At 70.8% G+C, this 25,471-nt stretch carries 22 protein-coding genes; 12 read left to right on the top strand and 10 right to left on the bottom strand.

Going from position 1 to position 25,471, the window contains the following annotated elements; translation table 11 throughout:
- Positions 1–5: 5 nt before the first annotated feature.
- The 7 genes from MRBLMI12_RS00780 to MRBLMI12_RS00810 form a co-directional block, all read right to left on the bottom strand.
- The gene (locus MRBLMI12_RS00780) at positions 6–842 is read right to left on the bottom strand and encodes an aldo/keto reductase (protein ID WP_363353045.1); all 837 of its coding nucleotides are present in this window, start codon (positions 840–842) and stop codon (positions 6–8) included.
- Positions 839–1,447 carry an ArsR/SmtB family transcription factor gene (locus MRBLMI12_RS00785; RefSeq protein ID WP_363353047.1) on the bottom strand — a complete coding sequence of 203 codons (609 nt, stop codon included), beginning with the start codon at positions 1,445–1,447 and terminating at the stop codon, positions 839–841. Before MRBLMI12_RS00785 ends, MRBLMI12_RS00780 begins: the two co-directional genes overlap by 4 nt.
- A 1,187-nt stretch (positions 1,448–2,634) precedes the next feature.
- Positions 2,635–3,432, bottom strand: a complete 798-nt coding sequence (locus MRBLMI12_RS00790) for an ABC transporter permease (RefSeq protein ID WP_363353049.1) — start codon at positions 3,430–3,432, stop codon at positions 2,635–2,637.
- Positions 3,429–4,364: an ABC transporter ATP-binding protein gene (locus MRBLMI12_RS00795; protein WP_363353051.1), complete on the bottom strand. Its 936-nt coding sequence runs from the start codon at positions 4,362–4,364 to the stop codon at positions 3,429–3,431. The genes MRBLMI12_RS00790 and MRBLMI12_RS00795 overlap by 4 nt, the downstream gene beginning before the upstream one ends.
- A complete protein-coding gene (locus MRBLMI12_RS00800; RefSeq protein WP_194413531.1) occupies positions 4,361–4,657 on the bottom strand; it encodes a transcriptional regulator in 297 nt (98 codons plus the stop codon). Before MRBLMI12_RS00800 ends, MRBLMI12_RS00795 begins: the two co-directional genes overlap by 4 nt.
- A complete protein-coding gene (locus MRBLMI12_RS00805) occupies positions 4,654–5,316 on the bottom strand; it encodes a hypothetical protein (RefSeq protein WP_363353053.1) in 663 nt (220 codons plus the stop codon). Before MRBLMI12_RS00805 ends, MRBLMI12_RS00800 begins: the two co-directional genes overlap by 4 nt.
- Positions 5,313–6,134, bottom strand: a complete 822-nt coding sequence (locus MRBLMI12_RS00810; protein ID WP_363353055.1) for a CPBP family intramembrane glutamic endopeptidase — start codon at positions 6,132–6,134, stop codon at positions 5,313–5,315. Before MRBLMI12_RS00810 ends, MRBLMI12_RS00805 begins: the two co-directional genes overlap by 4 nt.
- Before the next feature lie 105 nt (positions 6,135–6,239).
- On the opposite strand from MRBLMI12_RS00810, the gene hrpA reads away from it, so the two are divergent.
- Together hrpA and MRBLMI12_RS00820 are read left to right on the top strand one after the other, a co-directional pair.
- Positions 6,240–10,238, top strand: a complete 3,999-nt coding sequence (gene hrpA / locus MRBLMI12_RS00815; protein ID WP_363353057.1) for an ATP-dependent RNA helicase HrpA — start codon at positions 6,240–6,242, stop codon at positions 10,236–10,238.
- Between the two features lie 61 nt (positions 10,239–10,299).
- Complete coding sequence (locus MRBLMI12_RS00820) at positions 10,300–11,241, top strand: quinone oxidoreductase family protein (RefSeq protein WP_363353059.1); 942 nt, start codon at positions 10,300–10,302, stop codon at positions 11,239–11,241.
- A gap of 9 nt (positions 11,242–11,250) precedes the next feature.
- Here the strand turns inward: MRBLMI12_RS00820 and MRBLMI12_RS00825 are convergent, their stop codons facing one another.
- Positions 11,251–12,102 (bottom strand): sulfurtransferase, encoded by an 852-nt coding sequence (locus tag MRBLMI12_RS00825; RefSeq protein ID WP_363353061.1) that lies wholly within the window; start codon positions 12,100–12,102, stop codon positions 11,251–11,253.
- Positions 12,103–12,217: 115 nt separating this feature from the next.
- Between MRBLMI12_RS00825 and MRBLMI12_RS00830 the strand changes: the two genes are divergently transcribed.
- The 10 genes from MRBLMI12_RS00830 to MRBLMI12_RS00875 all read left to right on the top strand — a co-directional run bounded on the left by MRBLMI12_RS00830 (position 12,218) and on the right by MRBLMI12_RS00875 (position 24,047).
- A complete protein-coding gene (locus MRBLMI12_RS00830) occupies positions 12,218–13,606 on the top strand; it encodes an O-acetylhomoserine aminocarboxypropyltransferase/cysteine synthase family protein (protein ID WP_363353063.1) in 1,389 nt (462 codons plus the stop codon).
- Positions 13,607–13,647: 41 nt separating this feature from the next.
- Positions 13,648–14,640, top strand: coding sequence for a Gfo/Idh/MocA family protein (locus MRBLMI12_RS00835; protein ID WP_363353065.1), 993 nt, complete (start codon positions 13,648–13,650; stop codon positions 14,638–14,640).
- A gap of 1 nt (position 14,641) precedes the next feature.
- The gene (locus tag MRBLMI12_RS00840) at positions 14,642–15,853 is read left to right on the top strand and encodes an NYN domain-containing protein (RefSeq protein ID WP_363353067.1); all 1,212 of its coding nucleotides are present in this window, start codon (positions 14,642–14,644) and stop codon (positions 15,851–15,853) included.
- 84 nt (positions 15,854–15,937) lie between these two features.
- Positions 15,938–17,140 (top strand): ROK family transcriptional regulator, encoded by a 1,203-nt coding sequence (locus MRBLMI12_RS00845; protein ID WP_349428016.1) that lies wholly within the window; start codon positions 15,938–15,940, stop codon positions 17,138–17,140.
- 9 nt (positions 17,141–17,149) lie between these two features.
- Positions 17,150–18,250, top strand: coding sequence for a sugar ABC transporter substrate-binding protein (locus MRBLMI12_RS00850; RefSeq protein WP_363353069.1), 1,101 nt, complete (start codon positions 17,150–17,152; stop codon positions 18,248–18,250).
- Positions 18,251–18,309: 59 nt separating this feature from the next.
- Positions 18,310–19,230 carry an ATP-binding cassette domain-containing protein gene (locus MRBLMI12_RS00855; RefSeq protein ID WP_363353071.1) on the top strand — a complete coding sequence of 307 codons (921 nt, stop codon included), beginning with the start codon at positions 18,310–18,312 and terminating at the stop codon, positions 19,228–19,230.
- The gene (locus MRBLMI12_RS00860; RefSeq protein WP_363353073.1) at positions 19,227–20,474 is read left to right on the top strand and encodes a sugar ABC transporter permease; all 1,248 of its coding nucleotides are present in this window, start codon (positions 19,227–19,229) and stop codon (positions 20,472–20,474) included. Before MRBLMI12_RS00855 ends, MRBLMI12_RS00860 begins: the two co-directional genes overlap by 4 nt.
- Positions 20,475–20,774: 300 nt before the next feature.
- On the top strand, positions 20,775–21,857 hold the full coding sequence (locus MRBLMI12_RS00865) for a sugar ABC transporter substrate-binding protein (protein ID WP_363353075.1): 1,083 nt from the start codon (positions 20,775–20,777) through the stop codon (positions 21,855–21,857).
- Positions 21,858–21,951: 94 nt separating this feature from the next.
- Positions 21,952–22,779 carry an ATP-binding cassette domain-containing protein gene (locus tag MRBLMI12_RS00870; protein WP_349428021.1) on the top strand — a complete coding sequence of 276 codons (828 nt, stop codon included), beginning with the start codon at positions 21,952–21,954 and terminating at the stop codon, positions 22,777–22,779.
- The gene (locus MRBLMI12_RS00875; RefSeq protein ID WP_349428022.1) at positions 22,776–24,047 is read left to right on the top strand and encodes a sugar ABC transporter permease; all 1,272 of its coding nucleotides are present in this window, start codon (positions 22,776–22,778) and stop codon (positions 24,045–24,047) included. The genes MRBLMI12_RS00870 and MRBLMI12_RS00875 overlap by 4 nt, the downstream gene beginning before the upstream one ends.
- A gap of 87 nt (positions 24,048–24,134) precedes the next feature.
- Here MRBLMI12_RS00875 and MRBLMI12_RS00880 read toward each other — a convergent pair whose 3' ends face one another.
- Positions 24,135–24,851 carry an NAD-dependent deacylase gene (locus MRBLMI12_RS00880; protein WP_363353078.1) on the bottom strand — a complete coding sequence of 239 codons (717 nt, stop codon included), beginning with the start codon at positions 24,849–24,851 and terminating at the stop codon, positions 24,135–24,137.
- A complete protein-coding gene (locus tag MRBLMI12_RS00885) occupies positions 24,848–25,468 on the bottom strand; it encodes an alpha/beta fold hydrolase (RefSeq protein WP_363353080.1) in 621 nt (206 codons plus the stop codon). Before MRBLMI12_RS00885 ends, MRBLMI12_RS00880 begins: the two co-directional genes overlap by 4 nt.
- Positions 25,469–25,471: the final 3 nt, after the last annotated feature.

Genomic DNA, 25,471 nt, shown 5'->3' on the forward strand with positions numbered 1-25,471 from the left:
AGCGGTCAGTTCAGCTCGTCGGGGTGCGCGCTGACGCGGCCGGTGCCGTCGCCGGGGTCCATCGCGTCGATCGCCGCCATCTCGTCGGCGGTGAGCTCGAAGCCGAAGACGTCGAGGTTCTCCTCGAGACGCTCCCGGCGCACCGACTTCGGGAAGACGATGAAGCCCTTCTGCAGGTGCCAGCGGAGCACGGCCTGCGCCGGAGTCCTGCCGTGCGCCTCGGCGGCGGCCGTCACCGGCGCGGCGCCGAACAGGTCGTACTTGCCCTGTCCGAGCGGGCCCCACGACTCGATCCTCACGTCGTGCGCCGCCGCCCAGCCGGTGACGTCGCGCTGCTGATAGGCGGGGTGCAGCTCGATCTGGTTCACCGCCGGCGCCACACCCGTGGCCGAGACGATCTTCTCGAGGTGCGGCACGAGGTGGTTCGAGACGCCGATGCTGCGGGTGAGCCCGGCGCTGCGCAGCTCGATGAGCTTCTCCCAGGCGTGCAGGTAGTTGTCGCGGGCGGGAGTCGGCCAGTGGACGAGGTACAGGTCGACCTGCTCCAGGCCGAGTCGGTCGAGGCTCTCGGCGATCGCCGCGTTCGGCTCGTCGCCGTCGTGGCGGTCGTTCCACAGCTTCGTCGTGATGAACAGCTCGTCGCGCGCGATGCCGCTCGCCGCGATGGCCGCGCCCACGCCCTCTTCGTTGCCGTAGATCGCGGCCGTGTCGATGTGACGGTAGCCGACCTCGAGCGCCTCGGTGACGGCCCGCTCGGTATCGGCCGGCGGCACCTTGAAGACGCCGTAGCCGAGCTGCGGGATGGTGTTGCCGTCGTTGAGGGTCACGGTGGGAACTGTCATGCTCCCAGCCTAGGCGGGCGCGGGTCGGCGGGGTCGGTGTGGCCGACGTGAGCGCCGCCGAGGTGCTCGACGTCGCCAGCGTCGAGGTCGTCGTCTTCTTCGTCGTCGCCGGCTGCGTCGGCCGCGCGCAATGCGGGCGCTGGAAAAAGGTCGATCATCGGCGGCACCGGAGCGATGTCATCCGGAGATGCGTGCGGCTCGCATGCCGTCTGCCGACCGCGATGACCGCGCTTGAGCGCCCTCCCCGGTCCGCGGAAGGGGACGGCGGGGTAGACCGGGAGCACCGCCAGCGGGTCGCGCTGTTGACCGGCGTCGGCATCCCACCCGATCGCGCTCGCCATCTTCAGCTTCAGGTCGGCTACCGCGTTCTCCAGCGTCGCGAAGCCCGAAAGTTTCAGCCGGTACCAGCGCCAGTTCTCGTCCGCCCGCACGTCGACGTACTCAGCGTTGCGCAGCAGCCGCAGGTGCTTCGACACGGCGGTGCGGCTGATGCGGAACTCGAACCCGATGACATCGGCCAACTGGCCCGACGTGTGCTCGCCGCTCGCGAGTATCTCGATGATCCGTCGCCGCACGGGTTCCGCGAGGGCTTCGAAGGGGTCCATGCACCGACGCTAAGCCGGACGCGTCGTGTCGTTCATCGCGAGCGCCCGATCGGTGCGAAGGATCGCCCGCGCTCCTGCTGGGGAGGAAGCGGCCGACGCTCGCAGTCAGCACAGCGCCCCATCGGGCGACACCATGTCTTTTTCGCCGATGAACTTCCGGTTCACACTGCCTCGATGAACTTCCGGTTCACACACGCCCCCCCCCGGCAGGGTCTCCGCCGACAACTCGAGGGACAGGGGCCCGGGAGACGAGGGTTGACGGCGACCCGCGTATCCGCCGCGTGTGTCGACGACGCTCGGAAATGAGGCCAATGCGACGTCGTCGCTCATGCGTCAGCTCGGACCGTCGCCGACAGCGTGTTCCGGGGATCCGGGTGGACCTCAAGCCCGACGCCATCGGACGCGAAGTTTGTCGACCCGCGTGAACCGGAAGTTCATCGGTCCCGCATTAACCGGACGTTCGTTGAACCCGTTGACGCCGAATTTCACCGAACCGGTGACCCCGAAGTTCGCTGGAGCTGTGTGAGCCGGAAGTTCATCGGAGCCGTGTGAGCCGGAAGTTCATTGGATCCGATGACCCCGAATTTCACCGAACCGGTGACCCCGAAGTTCACTGGAGCCGTGTGAACCGGAAGGTCATCGGAGCCGTGTGAACCGGAAGTTCATTGGATCCGATGACCCCGAAGGTCATCGGATCGGTGACCCCGAAGTTCACCGCGGCCGTGTGACCCCGAAGTTCATCGGAGCCGTGTGCACCGGAAGTTCATCGGAGCCGTGTGAGCCGGAAGTTCATCGGAGCCGTGTGAGCCGGAAGTTCATTGGATCCGATGACCCCGAAGTTCACCGAACCGGTGACCCCGAAGTTCACCGGAGCCGTGTGCACCGGAAGTTCATCGGAGCCGTGTGAGCCGGAAGTTCATCGGAGCCGTGTGAGCCGGAAGTTCATCGGAGCCGTGTGAGCCGGAAGTTCATCGGAGCCGTGTGAGCCGGAAGTTCACCGGGGTTTTCGGAAGGTGCGTTCCGGTGGACCCAGAGACGGCGCACGGAAGACTCGGTTCCCGGCACTTCGGCCGCCATCGCGCCCCGCAATGGCACGGCGGCTGGAACGGCACCGCAGCCCGACGGCATGGACCGCGCGAACGGCATGGACCGCCCGAACGGCTCAACGGAGGACCGGTCCCGGCTCCTCAGCGGTAGCGCTTGCCCTCGTCGCGCCGGTAGAGCGCGAGCGAGACGAAGAGCATCACAGCGGTCCAGACCAGGATGCCGACCCACACCCACCACTCGAGGGGTCCACCTTCGACAGCCCAGATGACGAACTCGCGGGCCTGGCGCGACGGGGTGAACTTCGAGATCTCGTTCAACCAGTCGGCGAAGAGGATCGGCGGGAGGAACAGCCCGCCGATGAACGCGAGCGAGAACATGACGATCTGGATGACGGCGATCGCCGCCTTGAACGGCAGCGCATAGCCGATCGCGGTGCCGATCAGCATGAACGGCACCGCCGATATCGCGAGCGCGAGAATGCCCGCCAGAATGCGGACCGGCGGCGCCGTGGCAGCGGTGAAGAAGCCGCCGACGAGCACCACAGGCAGGATCGCCACGAGTCCGAGGGCACCGGTCGAGAGGATCTGCGCCAGCACCCGTGCGATGCCGGGTGCGGGCAGCGTGCGAAGGTACGGATCCCACGGCTTCTCGCGGTTCTCCGAGATCGTCAGGCCGAACGAGAACAGCGCGTTCGACATCACCGCGAACACGCAGAGCGAGATCACCGCCTGCGTCGCGTACAGCGGGTCCTCGGCGACCACCCGCTGCGGCACGACGAAGAAGAGCAGCGCGAGCGCAGGGAACACGACGGTTCCGATGACGGCGATGGGCACGCGGAACGTCTCGATGAGCCCATACTTCGCATGCAGCGCCGTCAGTCGCATCGTCGAGGGGACGGATGCCGGCAGGGATGCCGCGGGCACACGTGCGGTGGTCATGACAGGTCCTTCCGTGAGGAGGTCGGCGATCCCGGCGCGGAGTGCGCCATGGCCGAGCCGGCGGCTTCCGTGAGAGCGAGGAACGCCTCTTCGAGCGTCGCGCCGCGCACGGCGAGATCGCGGAAGTCGGCTCCGCTGTGCACCAGCGCGCGGATGAAGGCATCGGCATCCCTCACTGTCAGCACCTCGATGCCGTCCGCCTGCTGATGGCGCACGACGCCGGGAAGCGCGGCGACCCCATCGGCATCGTCGATCGTGAGCTCCACCCGACTCACGCCGACGCGGCCCACAACACTCGCGACGGTGTCGTCGGCGAGCACGCGGCCCTCCCCCATCACCACGACACGCTGGGCGAGTGCCTCGATCTCTTCGAGGTAATGGCTCGTGACGACTACCGTCGCGCCCGCCTCATGCTGGCGCCGGATGGCTGCCCACAGCGTGCGGCGGGCATCGACGTCGAGACCGGTGGTCGGCTCATCCAGCAGCACCAGACGAGGTCGCCCGACGAAGGCGAGGGCGACCGCGACACGCCGTTTCTGACCGCCCGAGAGCGACCCGCACTGTCGCCGCAGCACCTCGTCGAGGCCGAACTCCGCCGCCAGCTCTGCTGTCGGCGCCCGATCGGCGAAGTGGCCGCCGACGTAGTCGATCACCTCGCCGACGCGCAGCGTGTCGGGCAGCGCCGTCTCCTGCGGCGTCGTCCCGAGCAGCCGGCGGTTGCGCGGATCGGACGGATCGCCGCCGAACATCTTCACGCGTCCGGAGGTCGGCCGGCGCAGGCCCTGCAGGAGGGAGAGGAGGGTGGTCTTCCCCGCCCCGTTCGGACCGAGCAGCCCGACGATGACACCGGGATCGATCCCGAGGGTGACGTCGTCGACGGCGACGAGGTCACCGTAGCGACGTGTGACGTGCACGAACTCAGCGATGGTCATGGCCGTTCCCCCAGTACGGAGCGCAGGGCGTCGGTGTAGTCCTCGAACGCGCGGCGGCCCTGCTTCGTCAGCGCGAGATAGGTGACGGGTGTGCGCCCGCGATGCGTCTTCTCGACCGCGACGTAGCCGGCGTCCTCGAGCTTGCGGACGTGCGTCGAGAGGTTTCCGGCGGTCATGTCGAGCAGTTCCTGCAGGCGCGGGAACGCGATGCTCTCGCCGGGGTCCAGCGTCGCGAGCGTCGCGGTGATCCGCAGGCGCGCAGCGGCGTGGATCACGGGGTCGAGCTCGGTCATCGGCGGATCCACAGCCAGGCGACGAGGGCACCGACGAGGAAGACGCCGCCGCCCGCGATCGAGAAGACGAGGTAGTGCGTCGGATACCCGAAGAACGGCGCGACCAGGGCGACGACCACGATCCAGCCGCCGAGCCACAGCAGCGGCTTCGCGTGCCAGATCCCGCCGCCGACGAAGTAGAGGAGCCCCACCAGCAGCGTCGACGCGGTCGGGTAGTAGATGTTCGCGAGATCGGGCGGCATCCCGTTCTGGACGAGCGCGGTGCCGAAGACGAACATCGCGACGAACGCGATCGTCCAGCTCCAGCCGTACACCGCCCCGGTGAACGCCGCTTCCGCAGATGCCCGGATGCCGCGACCGCTGCGGATGCCGAGGATCGCCGTCGCGCCGAGAGCACCGGCCATCAGCACGATGAAGACGGTGACCGCCACCGGCAGCGGCACACTCACGGCGGGCTCAGCCCCGTCGATGAGCCACAGCAGCCCGAACCCCACGAACCAGGCGATCCCCCACACGAGCAGGATGAGCGGCACCTCGGCCGCGAGCTGCCGGGTGACGCGGTCCTGCTGGCTGCGGACGAGATCCAGCATCGCGGCGGCGTCGCGGGGCGCGTCGTCGTCGGCCGGATCGGAAGGGTCAGTGGTGCCGGGGATGTTCATCGGACTCCGTCCGCGAGGAAGAAAGGCACGGCGAGCGCGGGAAGCGTCGACAGCAGGTTCACCAGACCGTGGGCGATGATCAACGGCAGCAGCCGCCCTTGGCGCCACGCGATGATGCCGGAGCCGATTCCCCAGACGAAGAAGGCGCTGGCGTAGACGACGACGGCGTCGGGCGTGGGCGCGTACCAGACATGCTGCAGGCCGAAGAACGCCGCCGAGATGAGGATCGCGGCGGGCAGCGGCATCCGGCTCCCGAGATCCCGCTGCGCCGACCCTCGATAGACGAGCTCCTCCGTCGGCGCATTCAACGGCGCGAACGTCAGGACGGCGACGACCGCGAGCACCGCCGCGACACCCGGAGACAGCGGCGGAATCGCTTCCGGATCGAAGAAGACGGTCTCGAACGCCGTGAACATGCCGGCGCCGTGCAGCGCCCACATGACGAGCATGATGGTCAGCACGAACGGCACGTACAGCACGGCCAGCCACAGCAGACCCCACAGGATGTCGCGGCCGAGGCGCCCGCGCCGGTAGCCGATCAGCGCCGCGGCGCTCGTGCCGGAGGCGCGGAGGCGGCGCACCACCACCAGCAGACACACGACGTTGACCGGCAGCATCGCCACAGCGGCCACGAGAGGCGGCGGCGGGAAGACCGCGGGCCCCGCCCACGCGGTCAGCAGCAGCCATGCGAGCGTGCAGGCCGCGGCGACGAGCAGCACGCGCAGAGCCGGCAGCCCGATGCCCCAGGCGAGCGCGCCGCGATCGGAGCGTCGCCCGGACGGGGGCGGCGGCGCGAGAGTGCGCGACGAGGTGGTCATGAGAACTTTGTACCGCAAAGTTGTTTGCCGATCAAGACCCTGCGCGGCTCGACCCGACGACCCTGCAGGCGGAGCACGCCGCCACACGGGATACGATCGAAGGCTATGTCCGTGCCCGAACCCGTCATCGCGTACCCACCGGAGCTCCCCGTCAGCGCCGCGCGGGACGAGATCGCGCGCGCGATCCGCGACCATCAGGTCGTCATCATCGCGGGCGCCACCGGCTCCGGCAAGACGACGCAGCTGCCGAAGATCGCGCTGGAGCTGGGCCGCACGCGCATCGCCCACACGCAGCCACGCCGGATCGCGGCCCGGACCATCGCCGAGCGCATCGCCGAGGAGCTCCAGGTGCCCCTCGGCTCCACCGTCGGCTACAAGGTGAGATTCACCGACAAGGTGTCGGAGGACACGCGGATCGCGCTCCTGACCGACGGCATCCTGCTCAACGAGATCCACCGCGACCGGCTGCTGCGCCGGTACGACATGATCATCGTCGACGAGGCGCACGAGCGCTCGCTCAACGTCGACTTCCTGCTGGGCTACCTGCGACGGATCCTGCCGAAGCGCCCCGATCTCAAGGTCGTCATCACCAGCGCGACGATCGATCCGCTGAGCTTCGCCGAGCACTTCGCGAAGGCCGACGGCACGCCCGCGCCCATCATCGAGGTATCGGGACGCACCTACCCCGTCGAGATCCGCTACCGTCCGCCCGCGCGGGCCGCCAAGGACGCAGACGAGTCGGACGACGTCGACGGCATCACCTCGGCGCTGCGCGAGCTCGACCGGGAGCCTGCGGGCGACGTCCTGGTGTTCCTGCCCGGCGAGGCCGAGATCCGCGACGCCGCGGACGCCGTGCGCGGGATGTACGCGAAGGATGCCGCGCCCACCGAAGTCCTGCCACTGTACGGGCGGCTGTCGGCGGCCGAGCAGCACCGGGTGTTCGAGAGGTCGCATGTCGCCGGCGTCCGTCGCCGCGTGATCCTCGCGACGAACGTGGCCGAGACGAGCCTCACGGTGCCGGGCATCCGGTATGTCGTCGACACCGGTTCGGCCCGCATCTCGCGGTACAGCAACCGCAGCAAGGTGCAGCGCCTGCCCATCGAAGCCGTGTCGCAGGCATCCGCGCAGCAGCGCTCCGGCCGCGCGGGGCGCACCAGCGACGGCATCGCGATCCGGCTCTACTCGGAGGAGGACTTCGACACCCGTCCCGAGTTCACCGAGCCCGAGATCCTGCGTACGAGCCTGGCCTCGGTGATCCTGCAGATGCTGTCGCTCGGGTTCGGCGACATCTCGTCGTTCCCGTTCCTCACCCCACCCGACTCCCGTGGGGTGAAGGCGGCGTTCGACCTGCTCGTCGAACTCGGCGCCGTGACGGATCGGTCGTTGAGCGAGCGAGGAACGAGCGAGACGAGACGCCACCCGACGCTCACCGACCTCGGGCGCGAGATCGCGCGGCTGCCGATCGACCCGCGCTTCGCCCGCATGCTCGTCGAGGCCCGCCGCACCGGCGTCCTGCGCGACGTGCTGGCGATCGTCGCGGGGCTGTCGATCCAGGACGTGCGGGAGCGGCCCGAGGACCGTCGGGAGGAGGCGGATCGCCTGCACGCGCGGTTCACCGACCCGTCCAGCGACTTCCTCAGCCTCCTCAACCTGTGGAACCACCTGCGGGAGAAGCAGTCCGAGCTCGGCTCGAGCGCGTTCCGGCGGCTGTGCCGCGCCGAGTACCTCAACTACGTGCGCGTGCGGGAATGGGCCGATGTGCATCGGCAGCTGAGCGCCCTCGTGAACGCACCCCGCTCCTCGGTCGTTGAGCGAGCGAAGCGAGACGAAACGGGCGCCGCCGACGCCGACGAGGTCCACAAGGCGATCCTCTCAGGCCTGCTGTCGCAGCTCGGGATCCTCGACGAGCGCACGACGGGCACCGCGGCACGGGGCCGATCGGGCGAGCGCTCGGAGCGCTCCGAGCAGCGCCGCGTCGCCGAGTACGTGGGCTCGCGCGGCACGCGCTTCGCGATCTTCCCGGGCTCCGGCCTCAAGAAGAAGCGCCCGAGCGCGGTGATGGCCGCCGAGGTCGTCGAGACGAGCCGGCTGTTCGCGCGCACGGTCGCGGCGATCGATCCGGAGTGGGCCGAGCCGCTCGCGGGCGACCTCGCCAAGCGGTCGCTGAGCGAGCCGCACTGGTCCAAGGCGTCGGGGGCGGCATCCGCCTATGAGAAGGTCACGCTGTTCGGGCTCGAGATCGTGCCGAAGCGGCGCGTGCAGCTCGCCCGGTTCGACCGGCCGTTCGCGCGCGAGCTGTTCCTGCGCCACGCCCTGGTCGAGGGCGAGTGGGACCCCCCTGGGTCCCTGAGCTCGTCGAAGGGCGACAAGAGGCTGACCGCCTTCGAGCGGCGCAACCTCGAGCTGCGCCGCCGCCTCGAGAAGATCGAGGAGCGCGAGCGGCGCCGCGACATCCTGGTGGGCGACGAGGCCGTCTACCGCTTCTACGACGCGCGGATCCCCCGTGACGTCTTCGACGCGCGCTCCTTCGAGGCCTGGTGGCGGGAGGCCTCGGTCCGCACGCCGCGCCTGCTCGACATGACCGAGGCGGACCTGGTCGACGAGGCGTCCCGCGGCGACGAGCGGGACTTCCCGGCGCGGTGGACGCAGGGCGACCAGGTGCTCTCGCTCGCGTACCGCTTCGAACCGGGCGCCGCCGACGACGGCGTGACGGCGGTCGTGCCGCTCGCACTGCTGGCCCAGCTGCGGCCGGACGGGTTCGACTGGCAGGTGCCGGGCATGCGCGACGAGCTCATCACGGCGCTGCTGCGGTCGCTGCCCAAGTCCATCCGCCGCCACGTCGTGCCCGCCGCGGACTGGGCGGCCACTTTCTCGGCCGATCTCGCGGGGCAGGGCCCCGAGGCGCACGCCGGACTGCCGCCGGTGGGGTTGCGCGAGGCGCTCGCCGCGCGCATCCAGCGTGTCGCGAGTCAGCCGGTGACCGCCGCGGACTTCGAGATGGAGCGGGTTCCCGGCCACCTGCAGGTCTCGTTCCGCGCCGTCGACGAGCGCGGGCGCGCCGTCGGCTCGGACCGCGACCTCACCGCGCTGCAGGCGCGTCTCGCCGACCGTGCGCGGGCCTCGGTCTCCCGCTCGCTGAGCGCATCGACACCGGCGTCCGGACCCGCGCGAGCGGCAGGGCCGGCGCCCCGATCGACGGGCACGCCGGGCGGCGCAGCGCGCCCCGAGTCCACGTTCGTCGAGCAGACCGGTCTCACCGACTGGACGTTCGGCGACCTCCCCGAGGTCGTCGACACGAAGGTCGCCGGCGGCGTCGTGCGCGGCTACCCCGCCATCGTCGACGAGAACGCCTCGGTCGCGCTGCGCATCGAGACCACCCCCGAGGCAGCGGCCCGCGCGACGCGGGCGGGCGTGCGACGGCTCGTGCTGCTGTCGGTCGCCTCGCCCACGGCGTACGTGCTCGAGCACCTCACCTCCGCCGAGAAGCTCGCCCTCGCGGCATCCCCCTATCCCTCGGCGAAGGCGCTGATCGAGGACTGCCGCGTGGCGGTCGCGGATGCCGTGATCGCCCGCACCGCCCCCGACGCTCTGGTGCGCACGCGCGCGGGCTTCGAGGCGGTGCGCGACGCGCTCTCGGGAGCCGTCGTGGACGAGCTCTTCCAGACGGTGTCGCTGGCCGCGCGGATCCTCACCGCCGCGCGCGAGGTCGAGAAGGCGATGCGCGACGGCAACTCGCTGACACTCCTCGGCGCCCTGAACGACGTGAAGGGCCAGCTCGCAGGCCTGGTGTTCCCCGGTTTCGTGTCGCGCACCGGCACAGCGCGCCTCGCACACCTCCCGCGGTACCTCCGCGGCGCGCTGGACCGCGTGCGCACGCTGGCAGACAATCCCGGCCGCGACCGGCAGCGGATGACGGAGTTCGAGCGCGCCGCGACGGTGTTCGCCGAGGCCGGCGGCACCATCCCGCCGCCCGATGACGCCCCGGTGGCACTCGTGCACGCACGCTGGCTTCTCGAGGAGTACCGTGTGAGCCTGTTCGCGCAGTCCCTCGGCACGGCGGAGCCCGTGTCGCTGCAGCGGCTGCAGCGGGCCCTGCGCGGCTAGCCGCTCGACGAGCAGAGCCCGTGCGCGAATACCCGCCTCGACGACAGGAGTTGCCCCCGCCATGACCACTGCGATCGCGTACACCGAGTTCGGCGGCCCCGAGGTGCTGCATGAGATCCCCGTGCCCGAGCGGGCGCCGCGCACCGGGGAGGTCGCGATCCGCGTCACGGCGGCGGGCGTGAATCCGATCGATGCGAAGCTGCGTTCCGGTGCGCGCCCGTCAGGCGAGATCACCGAGCCGCGTCGGGTCGGCGGCGACGGCGCCGGCGTCGTGATCGCCGTCGGCGACGAGGTGGACGGGTTCCGCGCCGGCGACCCGGTGGTCTTCGCGGGCGCCTCCGGTGCGTACGCGACCGAGGTGGTCGTCGCCGCAGACCGGGTGTTCGCGCGGCCGCCACAGGTGAGTGCCGCGGAGGGCGCGGCACTCGGCATCCCGGTCGGCACCGCGTATCAGGCGCTGCGATCGCTCGGTGTCGGAAGCGGCGACACGCTCCTGGTCCACGGCGGGTCCGGTGCCGTCGGCCAGGCGCTCATCCAGTTCGCGGTGCTGTGGGGCGCCACCGTGATCGCGACGTCGTCCGAGCGCCGCTTCGACCGCGTCAGCGCGCTCGGCGCCATCCCCGTCAGCTACGGCGACGGGCTCGCCGACCGGGTGCGCGAGGTCGCGCCGCACGGCGTGACGGCCGCGATCGACGCGGCCGGCACCGACGAGGCGCTGCAGACGTCCGTCGAACTGGTGCCCGATCGACAGCGGATCGTGACGCTGGTGCGGGGGCGGGATGCCGGGGGCCTCGGCATCCGTGCGTTCTCGGGCGGGCCTCCCCTGCCGCTCACCGCGCAGCAGCAGGCGTGGCGCACCGAGGCGGTGCCGGTGGCGGTGGCCCTGATGGCCGCGGGGCGCTTCTCGGTGGAGCTCGGACCGTCGTTCGCCCTGGTCGACGCCGCCGACGCGCATCGCGCGATCGAGGCGGGCGTCGACGGCAAGATCACCCTGGTGCCCTGACGCCGGCCGTCACACGCTGGCGGTGACCTCGGCCGGCGCGGCGCCGGTGGCGATCGGCCGCCCAGGAGTGTTCGACCACTGGCTCCACGAGCCCGGGTAGATGCCGAGCCGCAGTCCCGCGAGCTCGGCGGCGAACACCGCCTGCGCGGCGGTGACGCCCGAACCGCAGTACGCCGCCGCAGTGACGCTCTCGGCGATGCCGACGCTGCCGAACAGCTCACGCAGGCTCTCGGCATCCCGGAACCGCTCACCGTCCATGTAGGCACCGGTCTGCAGGTTCGCCGCGCCCGGGATGTGGCCCGCGATCGGGTCGACAGGCTCGACCTCGCCGCGGTAGCGCTCGGCGGCGCGCACGTCGATGAGCACGCCGGAGGCGGCGAGCGCCGCCGCCTCGTCGATCGAGAGCACCGGCTCGGCGATGGGCGTGAGCGACACGTCTCCCGGCTCCGGCACCACGGGGCCGCTCTCCAGCGGCAGGCCGGCGGCGACCCATGCACGCAGCCCGCCGTCGAGGAGGCGCACATCGGCGACGCCCGAGCGGGTCAGCAGCCACCACGCGCGCGAGGCGCCGAGTGCCCGGTCGTCGTCGTAGATCACGACCATGTCGCCGTCGTGGATGCCCCAGCGGCGCGCGGCCGCCTCCAGATCCGCGGTCGCCGGCAGCGGGTGGCGGCCGTCCTCGGGACGGCCGTGCCGGGAGAGCTCGGTCTCCATGTCGACGTAGACCGCGCCGGGCACATGGCCGTCGAGGTGGTCGGCGCTGCCGTCCGGGCGGTCGAGCCGGTAGCGGACGTCGAGCACGCGGACAGTGCCGGAGCGGACAAGGCGGTCGAGTTCTGCGGGGGTGATCAGCTGCGCCACCCGTCCATTCTCGCCCGCGCGCGGGCTACCGCCGCCCGGCAGGCTCGGCGCCGCCGGCGCAACAGTTCGACACACGACGCACCGGCGCGGCCCCCGCGGCTCGACAATGGTCAGCATGCCTCGTGCCACCGACAACGATCTGCCGCCTCGCCCGGCCGCCCCTCGCTCGTTCGCGACGGCCCAGGTGCAGGCCGGGTTCGACCCGGGCGTGGCCGAGAACACCGCCGTTCCGGCCATCCACCAGTCGAACGGCTTCGAGTTCCGCTCGCTCGCGGAGGCACGTGATCTGTTCGCGCTGCGCAAGGACGGCAACATCTACAGCCGCGCCGCCAACCCCACCGTCCTCGTGTTCGAGCGCCGCGTCGCCGAGCTCGAGGGCGGCATCGGCGCCGCAGGTGTCGCCTCGGGTCAGGCGGCCGTCGCGGTGGCTCTGCTCGCCCTCGCCAAGCAGGGCGAGCACATCGTCGCGGCGCGACAGCTGTACGGCGGCACCGTCGATCTGCTGCAGGACACGTTCGCCGACTGGGGCATCGAGGTCACCTTCGTCGACCAGGACGACGTCGACGCGTGGTCGGCCGCGGTGCGCCCCACCACCCGGGCGCTCTTCGCCGAGTCGATCTCGAACCCCATCGCGCAGGTGCTCGACCTCGGCGCCGTCGCGGCCGTCGCCCGTGACGCGGGCGTGCCGCTCGTGATCGACAACACCGTCGCGACGCCGTACCTGCAGCGCGCCAAGGACTTCGGCGCCGACATCGTCGTCCACTCCGCGACGAAGTTCCTCGGCGGGCACGGCACGTCGCTGGGCGGCGTCGTCGTCGACCTCGGCACGTTCGATTTCACCGCCGACCCCGAGCGCTGGCCGCAGTTGACGCAGACCTACCGGCGCGTCCCGGACGGCAGCCTCGTCGAGCGCTTCGGCGAGACCGGATCGCCCTACATCGCCCTGGTCAAAACCAAGTACGTGCACGACCTGGGGCCGTCGCTGTCGGCGTTCAACGCCTTCCAGCTGCTGCAGGGTCTCGAGACGCTCGATCTCCGCATGCAGCGCCACACCGAGAGCGCACTCGCGGTCGCGCAGTTCCTCGACACGCACCCGGCGGTCGCGCGCGTGCACCACCCGGGGCTCGAGACCAGCCCGTGGCACACCCAGGCCCAGGCGTATCTGCCGCACGGGGTGAGCTCGGTCTTCGCGTTCGACCTGCCCACGACAGGCGACGACGAGGGCGACTTCCGCCTCGTCGAGGAGTTCATCTCGCGCCTGCAGGTGATCCGGCTCGTCGCCAACATCGGCGACGCGCGCAGCCTCGTCGCCCACCCTGCCTCGATGACCCACAGCCACATGTCGCGCACCCAGCTCTCGGAGGCGCACATCGGTCCGACCACCGTGCGCCTGTCGATCGGCCTCGAGGACGCCCGCGACATCGTCGACGACCTGGCCCGCGCGCTCGAGCGGATCGGCGAGACGGCCGGCCGTCCCCGGCTGGCGGAGAGCGTCCCGCGCTAGTCGACCCGGCGAGTGCGCCGTGGCGCCACTAGCCTCGTGTCATGACCTCACCGTCCTCACCCCGCTGGGGCATCCTCGGACCGGGCGGCATCGCACGCGCGTTCACCAGCGATCTGCGCACCGCCGGCCTCGACGTCACCGCCGTCGGATCCCGTCGCCGCGAGACCGCCGAGGCGTTCGCCGCCGACTTCTCCATCCCCCACGCCCACGGCTCGTACGAGGACCTGGTCGCCGATCCGGATGTCGACATCGTCTACATCGCGACGCCGCATCCGATGCACGCCGCCAACGCCCTGCTGGCGCTGGAGGCGGGAAAGCACGTGCTCGTCGAGAAGCCGTTCACGCTGAACGCCGACGAAGCGGCAGCGGTCCGCGACGCCGCCGCCGACCGCGGGCTCCTCGCCATGGAGGCCATGTGGACGCGGTATCTGCCGCACATGGTGCGCATCCGCGAGCTGGTGGCCTCCGGCGCACTCGGCGAGATCCGCGCGGTCACCGCCGATCACACCCAGCTGCTGACGTCCGACCCCGCGCACCGCATCAACGCGCTCGAGCTGGGCGGCGGCGCGCTCCTCGACCTCGGCATCTATCCGGTCTCGTTCGCGTGGGACATGCTCGGCGAGCCGCTGTCCATCGTCGCGTCCGCGCGCATCGGCGACGCCGGATCCGACACGGAGGTCGCCACGATCATGGCGCACGCCAACGGCGCACTGTCGACAACCCTGTCGGCGTCCCGTGGCGCGGGGCCGAACACCGCGTCGGTGATCGGCACGGACGCCCGCATCGACATCGACCGCGTCTGGTACACGGCGACCTCATTCCGCCTGGTGGGGCCCGACGGCACGGTGCGCGAGGAGTTCCGCTCCGACATCGAGGGGCGCGGTATGCAGTACCAGGCGCTGGCAGCGGGGCGGTACCTGGCGGAGGGCCGCACCGATTCCGACATTCTGCCGATCGACGAGACCGTCGCGATCATGGCCACGCTCGATGAGATCCGCACGCTCGTGGGCGTGCGCTACCCCGGTGAGGAGTGACATGCCCGACCTGCAGAATCCCCGCGTCGCGGTGTACCTCGATTTCGACAACATCGTGATGTCCTGGTACGACCGCGTCCACGGCCGCAACTCGTACTCGCGCGACCGCCAGCGCATCGCCGACAACCCCAACGATCCCGAGATCGCCGAGCGGCTCGCCGCGGCCACCATCGACGTCGGTGCGATCATCGACTTCGCGGCCTCCTTCGGCACGCTCGTGCTCACCCGCGCATACGCCGACTGGTCGGCCCCCGTCAACGCGATCTACCGTTCGCAGCTCGTCGCCCGTGCGGTCGATCTCGTGCAGCTCTTCCCCGCCGCCGCATACGCCAAGAACGGAGCGGACATCCGTCTCGCGGTGGACGCCGTCGAGGACATGTTCCGGCTCCCCGACCTCACGCACGTCGTGATCGTCGCCGGCGACTCGGACTACGTCCCGCTCGCGCAGCGGTGCAAGCGACTCGGCCGCTACGTGGTCGGAGTCGGTGTGGCCGGGTCCACGGCGAAGTCGCTGGCGGCCGCGTGCGACGAGTTCGAGGCATACGACTCGCTGCCCGGGGTCCCCCGTGTCACCCGCGAACCCGCGAGGGCCGCCAAGACGCCGGACAAGGCCGCCGAGAAGGCACCGTCCAAGGCGGCCTCCGGCCGTGCGACCAAGACGAAGGAGACGGCGGCGAGTGCGGCGACCGGCGGTACGGCCGCGCGGTCGGGAAGCCGTCGCGGAGCGGCGAAGTCCGTGCCGACAGAGGCTCCTGCGATGACGGATGCCGTGACCCCGGACCCGTCGGCTGAGACCACGGCCTCGACCGCCGAGGCCCGTTCGACGGTCGAGATCGAGGCTGCGCTCAACGAGGCGCTCGAGACGACGGCGCCGCCGAAGCGGGGGAACCGTCGCGCGTCGTCGAAGACCGTCGCGGCGAGCCTCGAGCCACCCGCTCCCGAGCCGGTGCAGCCGGTCGAGGAACCTGCCGAGGACCCGCAGGAGACGGCCACCCGCCTGCTGGAGCGCGCCCTGCGCCTCGGCCACGACAAGAACGACGACTCCGAGTGGCTGCACAGCTCGGCGGTCAAGACGCACATGCGTCGGATGGACCCGTCGTTCAGCGAGAAGGCGCTGGGCTACCGGTCGTTCAACGACTTCGTGAAGGCACGCGAGTCGATCGCCGAGCTCGAGGAGACCGGGCACGAGCGACTGGTGCGTCTGCGCGAGTAGCCCGCTCGCGCGGGCCGCGTTCGTCTTCCTACCGGCGATCCCGGGGCCGATCTGGGAAATCGCAGGTGGGATACAGTGTGAACTGTGGCACGCCGTCAAGCTCCGCCGGGCTCGCAGACCTCGCTGCGCGAGGCCAATCGCGCGCGCGTCGTCGAGTCCCTCAAGCGCCACGGCCGCCTCACGCAGATCGAGCTGGCCGGCAGCACCGGGCTCTCCCCCGCCACGGTCTCGAACATCGTCAAGGAGCTGACCGCTTCGGGCCTGCTCCACACATCCTTCACGACGAGCAGCGGTCGCCGCGCGACCCTGGTGTCGCTCGCCCGCCGGCTCGGTCTCGTCGCGGGCGTCCACTACAGCTCGCGGCAGCTGCACATCGCGATCGCCGACACCGCACGCACCATCGTCACGCAGTCCTCGCTCCCCCTCCCCCTCGACCACCGCCATGACTCCGAGCTCGACCGCCTCGCACTGCTGCTCGGCGACATGATGGAGTCGCTCGGCGGGTCGCTCACCGATCTCCTCGCCGTGGGCCTCGCTCTGCCCGCCCCCATAGACCCGCGCACCGGCATGGTGTCCACCCCCGGCCTGCTGCGGGGCTGGGAGGGCGTCGACGTCGCCGAGAGCCTCGCGGCGCGCATCGGCCGCCCTGTCTACGTCGACAGCGAGGCGAACCTCGGCGGTCTCGCCGAGGCCCGCGAGGGCAACGGCCGCGCCGCCGCGTCGTCGGTCTTCATCCGCGTCGGCCACACGATCAGCGCCGGACTCGTGGTCGGTGGCGACCTGTTCCGCGGCGTCAACGGCAAGGCGGGCCAGATCGGCCACGTCACGCTCGACGAGAACGGCCCCATCTGCCGCTGCAGCAACCGCGGCTGCCTCGAGACCTACGCGGGCGGGCCCGCGCTGCTGTCGCTGTTCCCCTCGAGCGAGGGCATGCACCGGCTGGGTGACCTGCTGCAGGCCGCCGAGGCGGGCGACGGCGCGGCACGGCGCGTCATCGCCGATGCCGGGCGCCACATCGGCATCGCTGCGGCGAGCCTCTGCAACCTCTTCGATCCCGAGGTCATCGTCGTGGGAGGCGAGCTGGGTCAGGCGGGCGAGATCCTCATGGCGCCGATGCGGCACTCGCTCGAGCGCACCGCCCTCCCCTCAGCTGACGGCCTGCCCGAGATCGTCGGCGCCTCCTTCGGCGAGTGGGCGGAGACGCGCGGGGCCATCGCTATCGCCCTCGACCACGTCACCGTCAGCGCCCAGCTCCCGGCGGCGTCGACGCTTCCCATCACCGCATAGGCTCGTCCGATGTCCCGCACCCGACACGATCGGCCGCGGCGGCGCTCGGTCGGGCATCGCGCGGCGGCGGCCGCCGGCATCCTCCTCGTCGCCGCCGGGATGCTGTCCGCCTGCACGGGAGATCCCGGTGCCGGGGAGGGCACGCCGACCGACGACACCATCGCACTGCTCCTGCCCGATGCGAAGACCGCCCGCTACGAGACCTTCGACCGGCCCCTGTTCGAAGCGCGCGTGGCCGAGCTCGGCGACTACGACGTGCTGTACGCCAATGCCGATCAGGATGCCGCGAAGCAGCAGCAGCAGGCGGAGTCCGCCCTGACCTCGGGCGCGGGAGTGCTGGTGCTCGACCCGGTCGACGCGAACGCCGCCGTCAGCATCGTGAACTCGGCGAACGCCAAGGGCGTGCCCGTCATCTCGTACGACCGCCTGATCGCCGGTGGCGACCTGGCGTACTACATCTCGTTCGACAACGAGAAGGTCGGCGTCCTGCAGGCGACCGCGTTCGTCGAAGGGATGCGGGCGACCGAGGACGGCAGCGGCATCCTCATGGTGAACGGCTCGCCGACCGACAGCAACGCGGCGCTGTTCAAGCGGGGCGCCCACAGCATCATCGACGACAGCGGCCTGCGCGTGCTGGCCGAGTACGACACCCCGGGCTGGAACCCCGAGAAGGCGCAGGAGTGGGTGTCGGGGCAGATCGCGCAGCACGGCGGCGCGATCGCCGGGGTCTACGCCGCCAACGACGCCACCGCCGGCGGTGCGATCGCGGCGCTGCGCGTTGCGAACATCGATCCGCTTCCGATCGTGACCGGACAGGATGCCGAGCTGTCGGCGATCCAGCGGATCCTCACCGGCGACCAGTACATGACGGTGTACAAGGCGATCAAGCCGCAGGCGGAGCTCGCCGCCGAGATCGCCGTCAAGCTGCTGCACGGCGAGGAGGTGACGGCACCGCTGGAGATCGAGGGGACTCCAGCCACGCTGCTCGACCCCGTGGCGGTGACGATCGACGACATCATGGACACTGTGGTCGCCGACGGATTCTGGAGCGTCGACGACATCTGCACCCCCGCCTACGCGGATGCGTGCGAAGCTGCCGGCATCGGGTAGGGTCCTGACTCTGGCAGGGGACGGCGGGGGCTGGGAACGACGATGAGGACAGGGCGAGGATGTCGATGACGCACCCGCGGACCGGGCGGCCGCGTGAACGCGTGCTCACGATGCGCGGCATCGGCAAGCGGTTCGGCGCCGTAAAGGCGCTCACCGACGTGGATTTCTGGGTGAACGAGGGCGAGGTCGTGGCGCTCGTGGGCGACAACGGCGCCGGCAAGTCGACCCTCGTCAAGGTACTGGCGGGTGTGCACCCTCCCGACAGCGGATCGATCGAGTTCGACGGCGAGGAGGTCGGCATCGCCTCCCCCGCCGACGCCCAGCAGCTCGGGATCGAGACGATCTTCCAGGACCTCGCGCTGTGCGACAACCTCGACGTCGTCGCGAATCTGTGGCTCGGGCGCGAGCTGCGCGACGGCGCCACGCTCGACGAGGTCGACATGGAGCAGCGCACCTGGACGCTGCTGCGCGAGCTGTCGGCCAAGATCCCGTCCGTGCGCGTGCCGGTGGCGTCGCTGTCGGGCGGGCAACGCCAGACCGTCGCCATCGCCCGCTCGCTCATCGGCGAGCCGCGCGTCGTCATCCTGGACGAACCGACGGCGGCACTCGGCGTCGCGCAGACGGCCGAGGTCCTGAACCTCATCGAGCGTCTCCGCGAGCGCGGGCACGGCGTCATCCTCATCAGCCACAACATGGCCGACGTGATGGCGGTCGCCGACCGCGTGGTCGTGCTGCGCCTCGGTCGCAACAACGGCGTGTACAACGTCGCGGACGTCACCAGCGAGACCCTCATCGCGGCGATCACCGGCGCGGTCGACCACTCCGCGGCACCGCGGCGCGTGCCGGAGCGGACGGATGCCGCGCCCGCCGCCGCGCGCGACGATGAGCCCTCCGAGCAGACCTCCGGCGGCACGGTCATCCGCATGCCGCGCGGCGGGTCGCGCCGCACCTCCCGACCCCGCGGGGACGGGAGCCTATGAGCGCCCGCGGCGACGAGCGCCTGACCGAGCCGACCGGCGGCGAACGGCTCCTGAGCGGCAGCGGCATCCGCCTCGCCCTGGAGGGCTTCGTGACCCGAATCCGGGGCGGAGACCTCGGCGCGCTCCCCGTCGTCCTCGGGATCGCGGTCATCTGGACCGTCTTCCAGCTGCTGAACCCGGTCTTCCTCTCCAGCGAGAACCTGGTGAACCTCACGATGCAGTGCGCCGCCATCGGCACGATCGCACTCGGTGTGGTGCTGGTGCTGCTCGTGGGCGAGATCGACCTCTCGGTGGGGTCGGTGTCGGGGCTCGCGGCGGCGGTGCTCGCCGTGACGTTCGTGCAGCTGCAGTGGAACCTGGTCCTGTCACTGGTGGCCGCGATCGCCGTCGGGTGCCTGGTGGGTCTGCTGTACGGCTACCTGTTCACGCGTTTCGGGCTGCCCAGCTTCGTCATCACGCTGGCCGGCCTCCTCGGCTTCCTCGGACTGCAGCTGTGGGTGCTCGGCGAGACGGGATCCATCGCGATCCCGTTCGACTCGTGGCTCGTCCAGTTCGCCCAGCAGATGTTCCTGCCGGCCTGGGCGTCGTACGTCGTGGCCGTGCTGGCCGTGGCGGCGTTCGCGTGGTCGCTCCTCAGGCGCGCGAGACGGCGCGCGGCGGCGAACCTGGTGAGCCAGAGCTACACCGAGATCGCGGTGCGCAGCGGCGTCCTGCTCGCCTTCCTGCTCGTGGCGACGTGGTATCTGAACCTGTATCGCGGCGTCGGCGTGATGTTCCTGTTCTTCCTCGCGCTCATCGTCGCCATGAACTTCGTCCTGACCCGCACCCGCTGGGGGCGGGCCGTCTACGCGGTCGGCGGATCGGTCGAGGCCGCCCGGCGCGCCGGCATCCGGGTCGACCGCATCTACCTGTCGGTGTTCGCGATGTGCTCGGCCTTGGCCGCCGTGGGAGGCATCCTCGCCGCCGCGCGGCTGGCGTCGGCGAACCAGAGCTCGGGCACGGGCGACGTGAACCTCAACGCGATCGCCGCGGCCGTCATCGGCGGCACGAGCCTCTTCGGCGGCCGAGGATCCGCGTTCTCGGCTCTCGTCGGCATCGTGGTGATCCAGTCGATCTCTTCGGGCCTGACCCTCATGAACCTCGATTCGTCGGTGCAGTTCATGGTCACCGGCGTCGTGCTCGTGCTCGCGGTGATCGTCGACTCGCTCTCGCGCCGCACACGTGCCGCCACCGGGCGCGCCTGAGCTTCGCACAACGCCCGTGGCGCACTGGCTTCACTTGGCGAACACTCCGGAGGATGGCTTCGGGCGACCGGTTGCGACCAGGGCGCATTATGCCTCTTCTGCAGCCTGAATCGGCGCACTCTGCACGGTAAGCGCTCTCTGCTGTCCCGAGCTTGCCGCATCCCAGCTCCAACGTCGGGTGCGTTGCCAAAGCGTTACGTTCAAGACTTGACGCCAAGAACGCCGGTCATCGATGATCGCATCAGCGTGAAGAAACCAGGGACGCTCCTGGAACGCGCTCGCTTCAACGACGAAAGGCGAATGATGAAGAAGTCTTCGATCCTCGCCGTGGCCGCCCTCACGGGCGCGGCCGCGGTGATGCTGGCCGGCTGTGCCGGCGGCAACGGCGACAGCGGGGACGGCGGGGATGGCGGCGGCGAAGCCGCGGACCGTGCCTGTGTGATCCTGCCTGATGCGGCGTCCTCGCCGCGCTGGGAGAACTTCGACCGCAAGTACCTCCAGGAGGGGCTGGAGGGGGCCGGCTTCGACGTCGACATCCAGAACGCGCAGGCGGACGTCAACAAGTACTCGACGATCGCCGACCAGCAGCTCACTCAGGGCTGCGGCGTCATGCTGCTCGTCGACTATCAGGGCGCTGCGGAGGCCGTCGCGACCAAGGCGAAGGCCGAAGGCATCCCCGTGATCGCCTACGACCGCCCGTTCGAGGGCGCCGACTACTACGTGTCGTTCGACAACACCGAGGTGGGCCGCATGGAGGGTCAGACCGTCCTCGACGGCCTCGAAGCCGCCGGCAAGGACCCGGCGACCGCGGTCGTCGTGTACATGGGCGGAGACCCGACCGACGGCAACGCGGCGATGTTCCACGACGGCGCCGTCGAGGTGATGGAGGCCGCGGGCATCACGCCGGCAGCCGAGCCCCCGGGGATCTGGGACCAGGCCAAGTCGCAGACCAACTTCGAGCAGGCGCTGACGGGCCTCGGCGGCCAGGTCGACGGCGTGTGGGCCGCGAACGACACCAACGCCGCGGGCGTCATCAAGGTCCTGCAGGACAACAACCTCACGGGCGTTGCGGTGTCGGGCCAGGACGCGAACGTCGCGGGCCTGCAGAACATCCTGCTCGGCTGGCAGACCGCCACGGTCTACAAGCCGGTCAAGGACGAGGCCACTGCTGCCGTCGACACGGCCGTCGCGCTCCTGAAGGGCGAGACTCCCGAGGCCGACGCCGAGCTCGAGGACGGCACGCCCTACATCCAGGTCACGCCGATCCTGGTCGGTCCCGACCAGGTCAAGGACGTCATCGCGGCCGGCGACGCCGAGTACGACGATGTCTGCACCCCTGACGTGATGGCCGCCTGCGAGCAGTATGGGGTCACCGCCGAGTAGCGGATCGGCTACGGCTGAACCCGCGAGGGGGCGTCGCGCCGATCGGCGTGACGCCCCTTCTCGCCGGACCACGGGCACTCCCAAGGAAGCGAGCATGTCAGATACATCCACCACCACTCCCGCCCCGGTCGGCGCAGAGCCGATCATCCAGCTGGTCGGGGTCAAGAAGTCCTTCGGCCCCGTCAGCGTCCTGAAGGGCGTGGACCTCAAAGTCCACCCCGGCAAGGTCACCGCCCTCGTCGGCGACAACGGCGCCGGCAAGTCCACGCTCATCAAGGGTCTGGCCGGCGTGCAGCCGTACGACGAGGGCGAAGTCCTCATCGACGGCGTGCACCGCGACCTGCACGCGCCCCGCGACGCGGGGCACCTGGGCATCGAGGTCGTCTACCAGGACCTGGCCCTGTGCGACAACCTCGACATCGTCCAGAACATGTTCCTCGGCCGCGAGGAGCTGACGTTCGGCACCTTCGACGAGGGCCGCATGGAGAAGGAGGCGTCCGACACGCTGCGCTCCCTCTCGGTGCGCACCGTGAAGTCCGTCCGCCAGAAGGTGTCGAGCCTGTCCGGTGGCCAGCGGCAGACCGTGGCGATCGCTCGTGCCGTGCTGAAGAAGGCCCGAGTAGTCATCCTCGACGAGCCGACGGCCGCCCTCGGCGTCGCCCAGACCGAGCAGGTGCTGAACCTGGTGAAGCGCCTGTCGGAGCAGGGCGTCGCCGTGATCCTCATCAGCCACAACCTGGTGGACGTCTTCGAGGTCGCCGACGACATAGCCGTCCTGTACCTCGGTCAGATGGTCGCCCAGATCCCGGCGTCCTCGACGACCCGCGACGACGTCGTGGGCTACATCACCGGAACCAAGGCGCCCGCCGGTGTCACGATCCTCGATACGTCGACCGTTCGCACCGAAGGAGGCGCGGAATGAGCAGCAATGCCACCCGGACCGAGGCCGCTCCCGATCCCATCGCGAGCGACCTGATCGGCAGCGGCGTGGAGGGCGGCGTCGGCGACCAGCTCCGGGCGTGGTGGCAGCGTGTACGCGGCGGCGACATGGGCGCTCTCCCCGCGCTCGGCGGCCTCATCGTGCTCGGCGCGCTGTTCTCGATCATGAGCCCGTTCTTCCTCACCGAGCGCAACTTCGCCAACCTGCTGAACCAGGCGGCGACGCTCGTCGTGCTCGGCATGGCGCTCGTGTTCGTGCTGCTCCTCGGCGAGATCGACCTGTCCGCCGGTGTGACCGGCGGTGTCGGCATGGCGCTGTTCGTCGTGCTGAACGCCCAGTTCGGCATCCCCTGGCCGCTCGCGCTCCTGATCGGCTTCGGGTTCGGGTTCCTCACGGGGGCCTTCATCGGCTTCTTCGTGGCGAGGGTGGGCATCCCATCGTTCGTCGTCACGTTGGGGTTGTTCCTCGGGTTCCAGGGCCTCGCGCTCGTCATCATCGGCCCCGGCGGCCTGTTCCGCCTCGAGGTTCCCGAGCTCATCGCCCTCCAGAACGGAAATCTGCCCGTGTGGGGCGGATGGGCGATGCTCGTGATCATGCTCGCGATCTCGGGGGGAACGTCGTTCTGGGACCGGGCACGCCGCACGCGTGCCGGTGTTCCGAACCGTGCCCTGTCGATGGTGTGGATCAAGCTCGCGGCGATCGCCGTGATCGGCGGCGCGGTGGTCTTCGTCCTCAACCAGAACCGCGGCCAGTCCGTGGTCGAGGTGGCCGGGGTCCCCATCGTCGTGCCGGTCGTGCTGACGATCCTCTGGCTCGGCACGTTCCTGCTGGACCGCACCAAGTTCGGCCGCTACATCTACGCCATCGGCGGCAACGCCGAAGCCGCGCGCCGTTCCGGCGTCAAGGTGCGGTGGATCAAGTGGTGGGCGTTCGTGATCTGCTCGAGCCTCGCGGTGTTCTCGGCGCTGCTGAGCGTCGCGCGCGTCGGCTCCGTCGACGCCACCGTCGGCCGCGACATCGTGCTGTCGGGCGTCGCTGCGGCGGTCGTCGGCGGTGTCAGCCTGTTCGGCGGCAAGGGGCGCCTCATGCACGCTGCGATCGGCGCGCTCGTCATCGCGACGATCACGAACGGCCTGGGCCTGCTCAACCTGCCCGCGGGTGTCAACCTGCTGGTGACCGGCGGCGTGCTGATCCTCGCCGCGACCGTGGACGCACTGTCGCGCGTGCGGTCGGGCGGCGGCAGGGCATAGCCGCAGCACCCGATACGAAGGCGCCGGGCGGAGCAATCCGCCCGGCGCCTTCGTGCTGCGCGGCGCCCTCGACCTTGCGCGGCGCGCTCAGCTCCGCTCGGCGCCCGCGCGACGCGTCGTCAGGATCTCCTCCACCCAGGCGGGCACGAGTTCGCTCGCACGACCCGCTCGGGCGTCATCGAACGGCACGGCCGCGTCGCTCGGCTCGAGATTGAGCTCGACGGTGCGCGCTCCGAAGGCGGCCGCGAGCGCCACGTAACCGGCAGCCGGGTACACCGCGCCCGACGTGCCGATCGACACGAAGACGTCGGCGGCGACGACGGCGTTCTCGATGCGGTCGAGGTCGTACGGCATCTCCCCGAACCAGACGACATCGGGGCGCAGCATCCGCTCTCCGCATTCGGGACAGGCCGGGCGATCGATGAGGTCTTCGTGCCACGCAGGCCGGGAGCCGCACGCGAGGCACAGCGCCCGGCGCAGCTCGCCGTGCATGTGGACGAGGTTGCGGCTGCCGGCGCGCTCGTGCAGGTCGTCGACGTTCTGCGTGACGACGAGCAGGTCGCCGCCGATCGCACCCTCCAGTCGTGCGAGTGCGCGGTGGGCGGCGTTGGGCACGACGGTTCCGAGCGCCCGGCGGCGCGCATCGTAGAAGGCGAGGACGGTGTCGGGGTCGCGCTCGTATGCCTCCGGTGTGGCGACGTCCTCGATGAGGTGCCCCTCCCACAAGCCGTCCGCGCCGCGGAACGTGGGAACACCGCTCTCCGCGGAGATGCCGGCGCCGGTCAGGACGACGATCCGGGTCATCGGATGGTTCCGGGGGCGACGTGCGACAGCACGCGCTCCCAGACCTCGCCCAGGACGAGGCGCGACTCGGGGTCCGATGTCTGCGGCACCATCTCGACGCGGGCGGAGGCGAGCCTCTCGGCGAACCAGCGTGCTGCGGCGTTCGCGGCATCCGGGTCCTCCCGCGCGTTCATCAGCAGCGTCTTGGCCGGAATCCTCTCCAGCAGCTCCGCGACCTCGTGGCGGCCGAGCTCGGACTCGGGTGGCGGCACCGCCAGGAGGGCGAGCCGGTCGACGCCGGCGCCGAGGAGGGCGGCGACCTGGATGGCCACTTCGCCGGCGGTGGCGACGCCCACGAGGCCGACGGGCCGATCGCCGCGCTCCTCGGTGACGAACTGCGCGATCCGCCGGGCGGTGGCCTCCGCGGGCGTCGTGCCGCGGTAGGCCACAGGGTCGTCGATGTCGTCCACCGTGAGCCCGATCGCCACGACCCGCGCGTCCCGTCGTGTCGTCGCGTCGGGCAGCGGATCCGACAGCGTCGAGACGCCCCCGCGGAGCAGGAACACGGCGCGCTCCGCGCCGGGTGCCCCGAAGCTGCGGTGCTCGTAGGCGGCGTCGGGTGCGGCTGCTCTGGTCATGGC

It is taken from the genome of Microbacterium sp. LMI12-1-1.1, from assembly GCF_040676455.1.
Taxonomy (GTDB): Bacteria; Actinomycetota; Actinomycetes; order Actinomycetales; family Microbacteriaceae; genus Microbacterium.

Excerpts from the sequence above, each read along its gene's own strand:
- MRBLMI12_RS00780 (WP_363353045.1), bottom strand. The coding sequence starts at position 842 with ATGACAGTTCCCACCGTGACCCTCAACGACGGCAACACCATCCCGCAG.
- MRBLMI12_RS00785 (WP_363353047.1), bottom strand. The coding sequence starts at position 1,447 with ATGGACCCCTTCGAAGCCCTCGCGGAACCCGTGCGGCGACGGATCATC.
- MRBLMI12_RS00790 (WP_363353049.1), bottom strand. The coding sequence starts at position 3,432 with ATGACCACCGCACGTGTGCCCGCGGCATCCCTGCCGGCATCCGTCCCC.
- MRBLMI12_RS00795 (WP_363353051.1), bottom strand. The coding sequence starts at position 4,364 with ATGACCATCGCTGAGTTCGTGCACGTCACACGTCGCTACGGTGACCTC.
- MRBLMI12_RS00800 (WP_194413531.1), bottom strand. The coding sequence starts at position 4,657 with ATGACCGAGCTCGACCCCGTGATCCACGCCGCTGCGCGCCTGCGGATC.
- MRBLMI12_RS00805 (WP_363353053.1), bottom strand. The coding sequence starts at position 5,316 with ATGAACATCCCCGGCACCACTGACCCTTCCGATCCGGCCGACGACGAC.
- MRBLMI12_RS00810 (WP_363353055.1), bottom strand. The coding sequence starts at position 6,134 with ATGACCACCTCGTCGCGCACTCTCGCGCCGCCGCCCCCGTCCGGGCGA.
- hrpA (WP_363353057.1), top strand. The coding sequence starts at position 6,240 with ATGTCCGTGCCCGAACCCGTCATCGCGTACCCACCGGAGCTCCCCGTC.
- MRBLMI12_RS00820 (WP_363353059.1), top strand. The coding sequence starts at position 10,300 with ATGACCACTGCGATCGCGTACACCGAGTTCGGCGGCCCCGAGGTGCTG.
- MRBLMI12_RS00830 (WP_363353063.1), top strand. The coding sequence starts at position 12,218 with ATGCCTCGTGCCACCGACAACGATCTGCCGCCTCGCCCGGCCGCCCCT.
- MRBLMI12_RS00835 (WP_363353065.1), top strand. The coding sequence starts at position 13,648 with ATGACCTCACCGTCCTCACCCCGCTGGGGCATCCTCGGACCGGGCGGC.
- MRBLMI12_RS00840 (WP_363353067.1), top strand. The coding sequence starts at position 14,642 with ATGCCCGACCTGCAGAATCCCCGCGTCGCGGTGTACCTCGATTTCGAC.
- MRBLMI12_RS00850 (WP_363353069.1), top strand. The coding sequence starts at position 17,150 with ATGTCCCGCACCCGACACGATCGGCCGCGGCGGCGCTCGGTCGGGCAT.
- MRBLMI12_RS00855 (WP_363353071.1), top strand. The coding sequence starts at position 18,310 with ATGTCGATGACGCACCCGCGGACCGGGCGGCCGCGTGAACGCGTGCTC.
- MRBLMI12_RS00860 (WP_363353073.1), top strand. The coding sequence starts at position 19,227 with ATGAGCGCCCGCGGCGACGAGCGCCTGACCGAGCCGACCGGCGGCGAA.
- MRBLMI12_RS00865 (WP_363353075.1), top strand. The coding sequence starts at position 20,775 with ATGATGAAGAAGTCTTCGATCCTCGCCGTGGCCGCCCTCACGGGCGCG.
- MRBLMI12_RS00870 (WP_349428021.1), top strand. The coding sequence starts at position 21,952 with ATGTCAGATACATCCACCACCACTCCCGCCCCGGTCGGCGCAGAGCCG.
- MRBLMI12_RS00875 (WP_349428022.1), top strand. The coding sequence starts at position 22,776 with ATGAGCAGCAATGCCACCCGGACCGAGGCCGCTCCCGATCCCATCGCG.
- MRBLMI12_RS00880 (WP_363353078.1), bottom strand. The coding sequence starts at position 24,851 with ATGACCCGGATCGTCGTCCTGACCGGCGCCGGCATCTCCGCGGAGAGC.
- MRBLMI12_RS00885 (WP_363353080.1), bottom strand. The coding sequence starts at position 25,468 with ATGACCAGAGCAGCCGCACCCGACGCCGCCTACGAGCACCGCAGCTTC.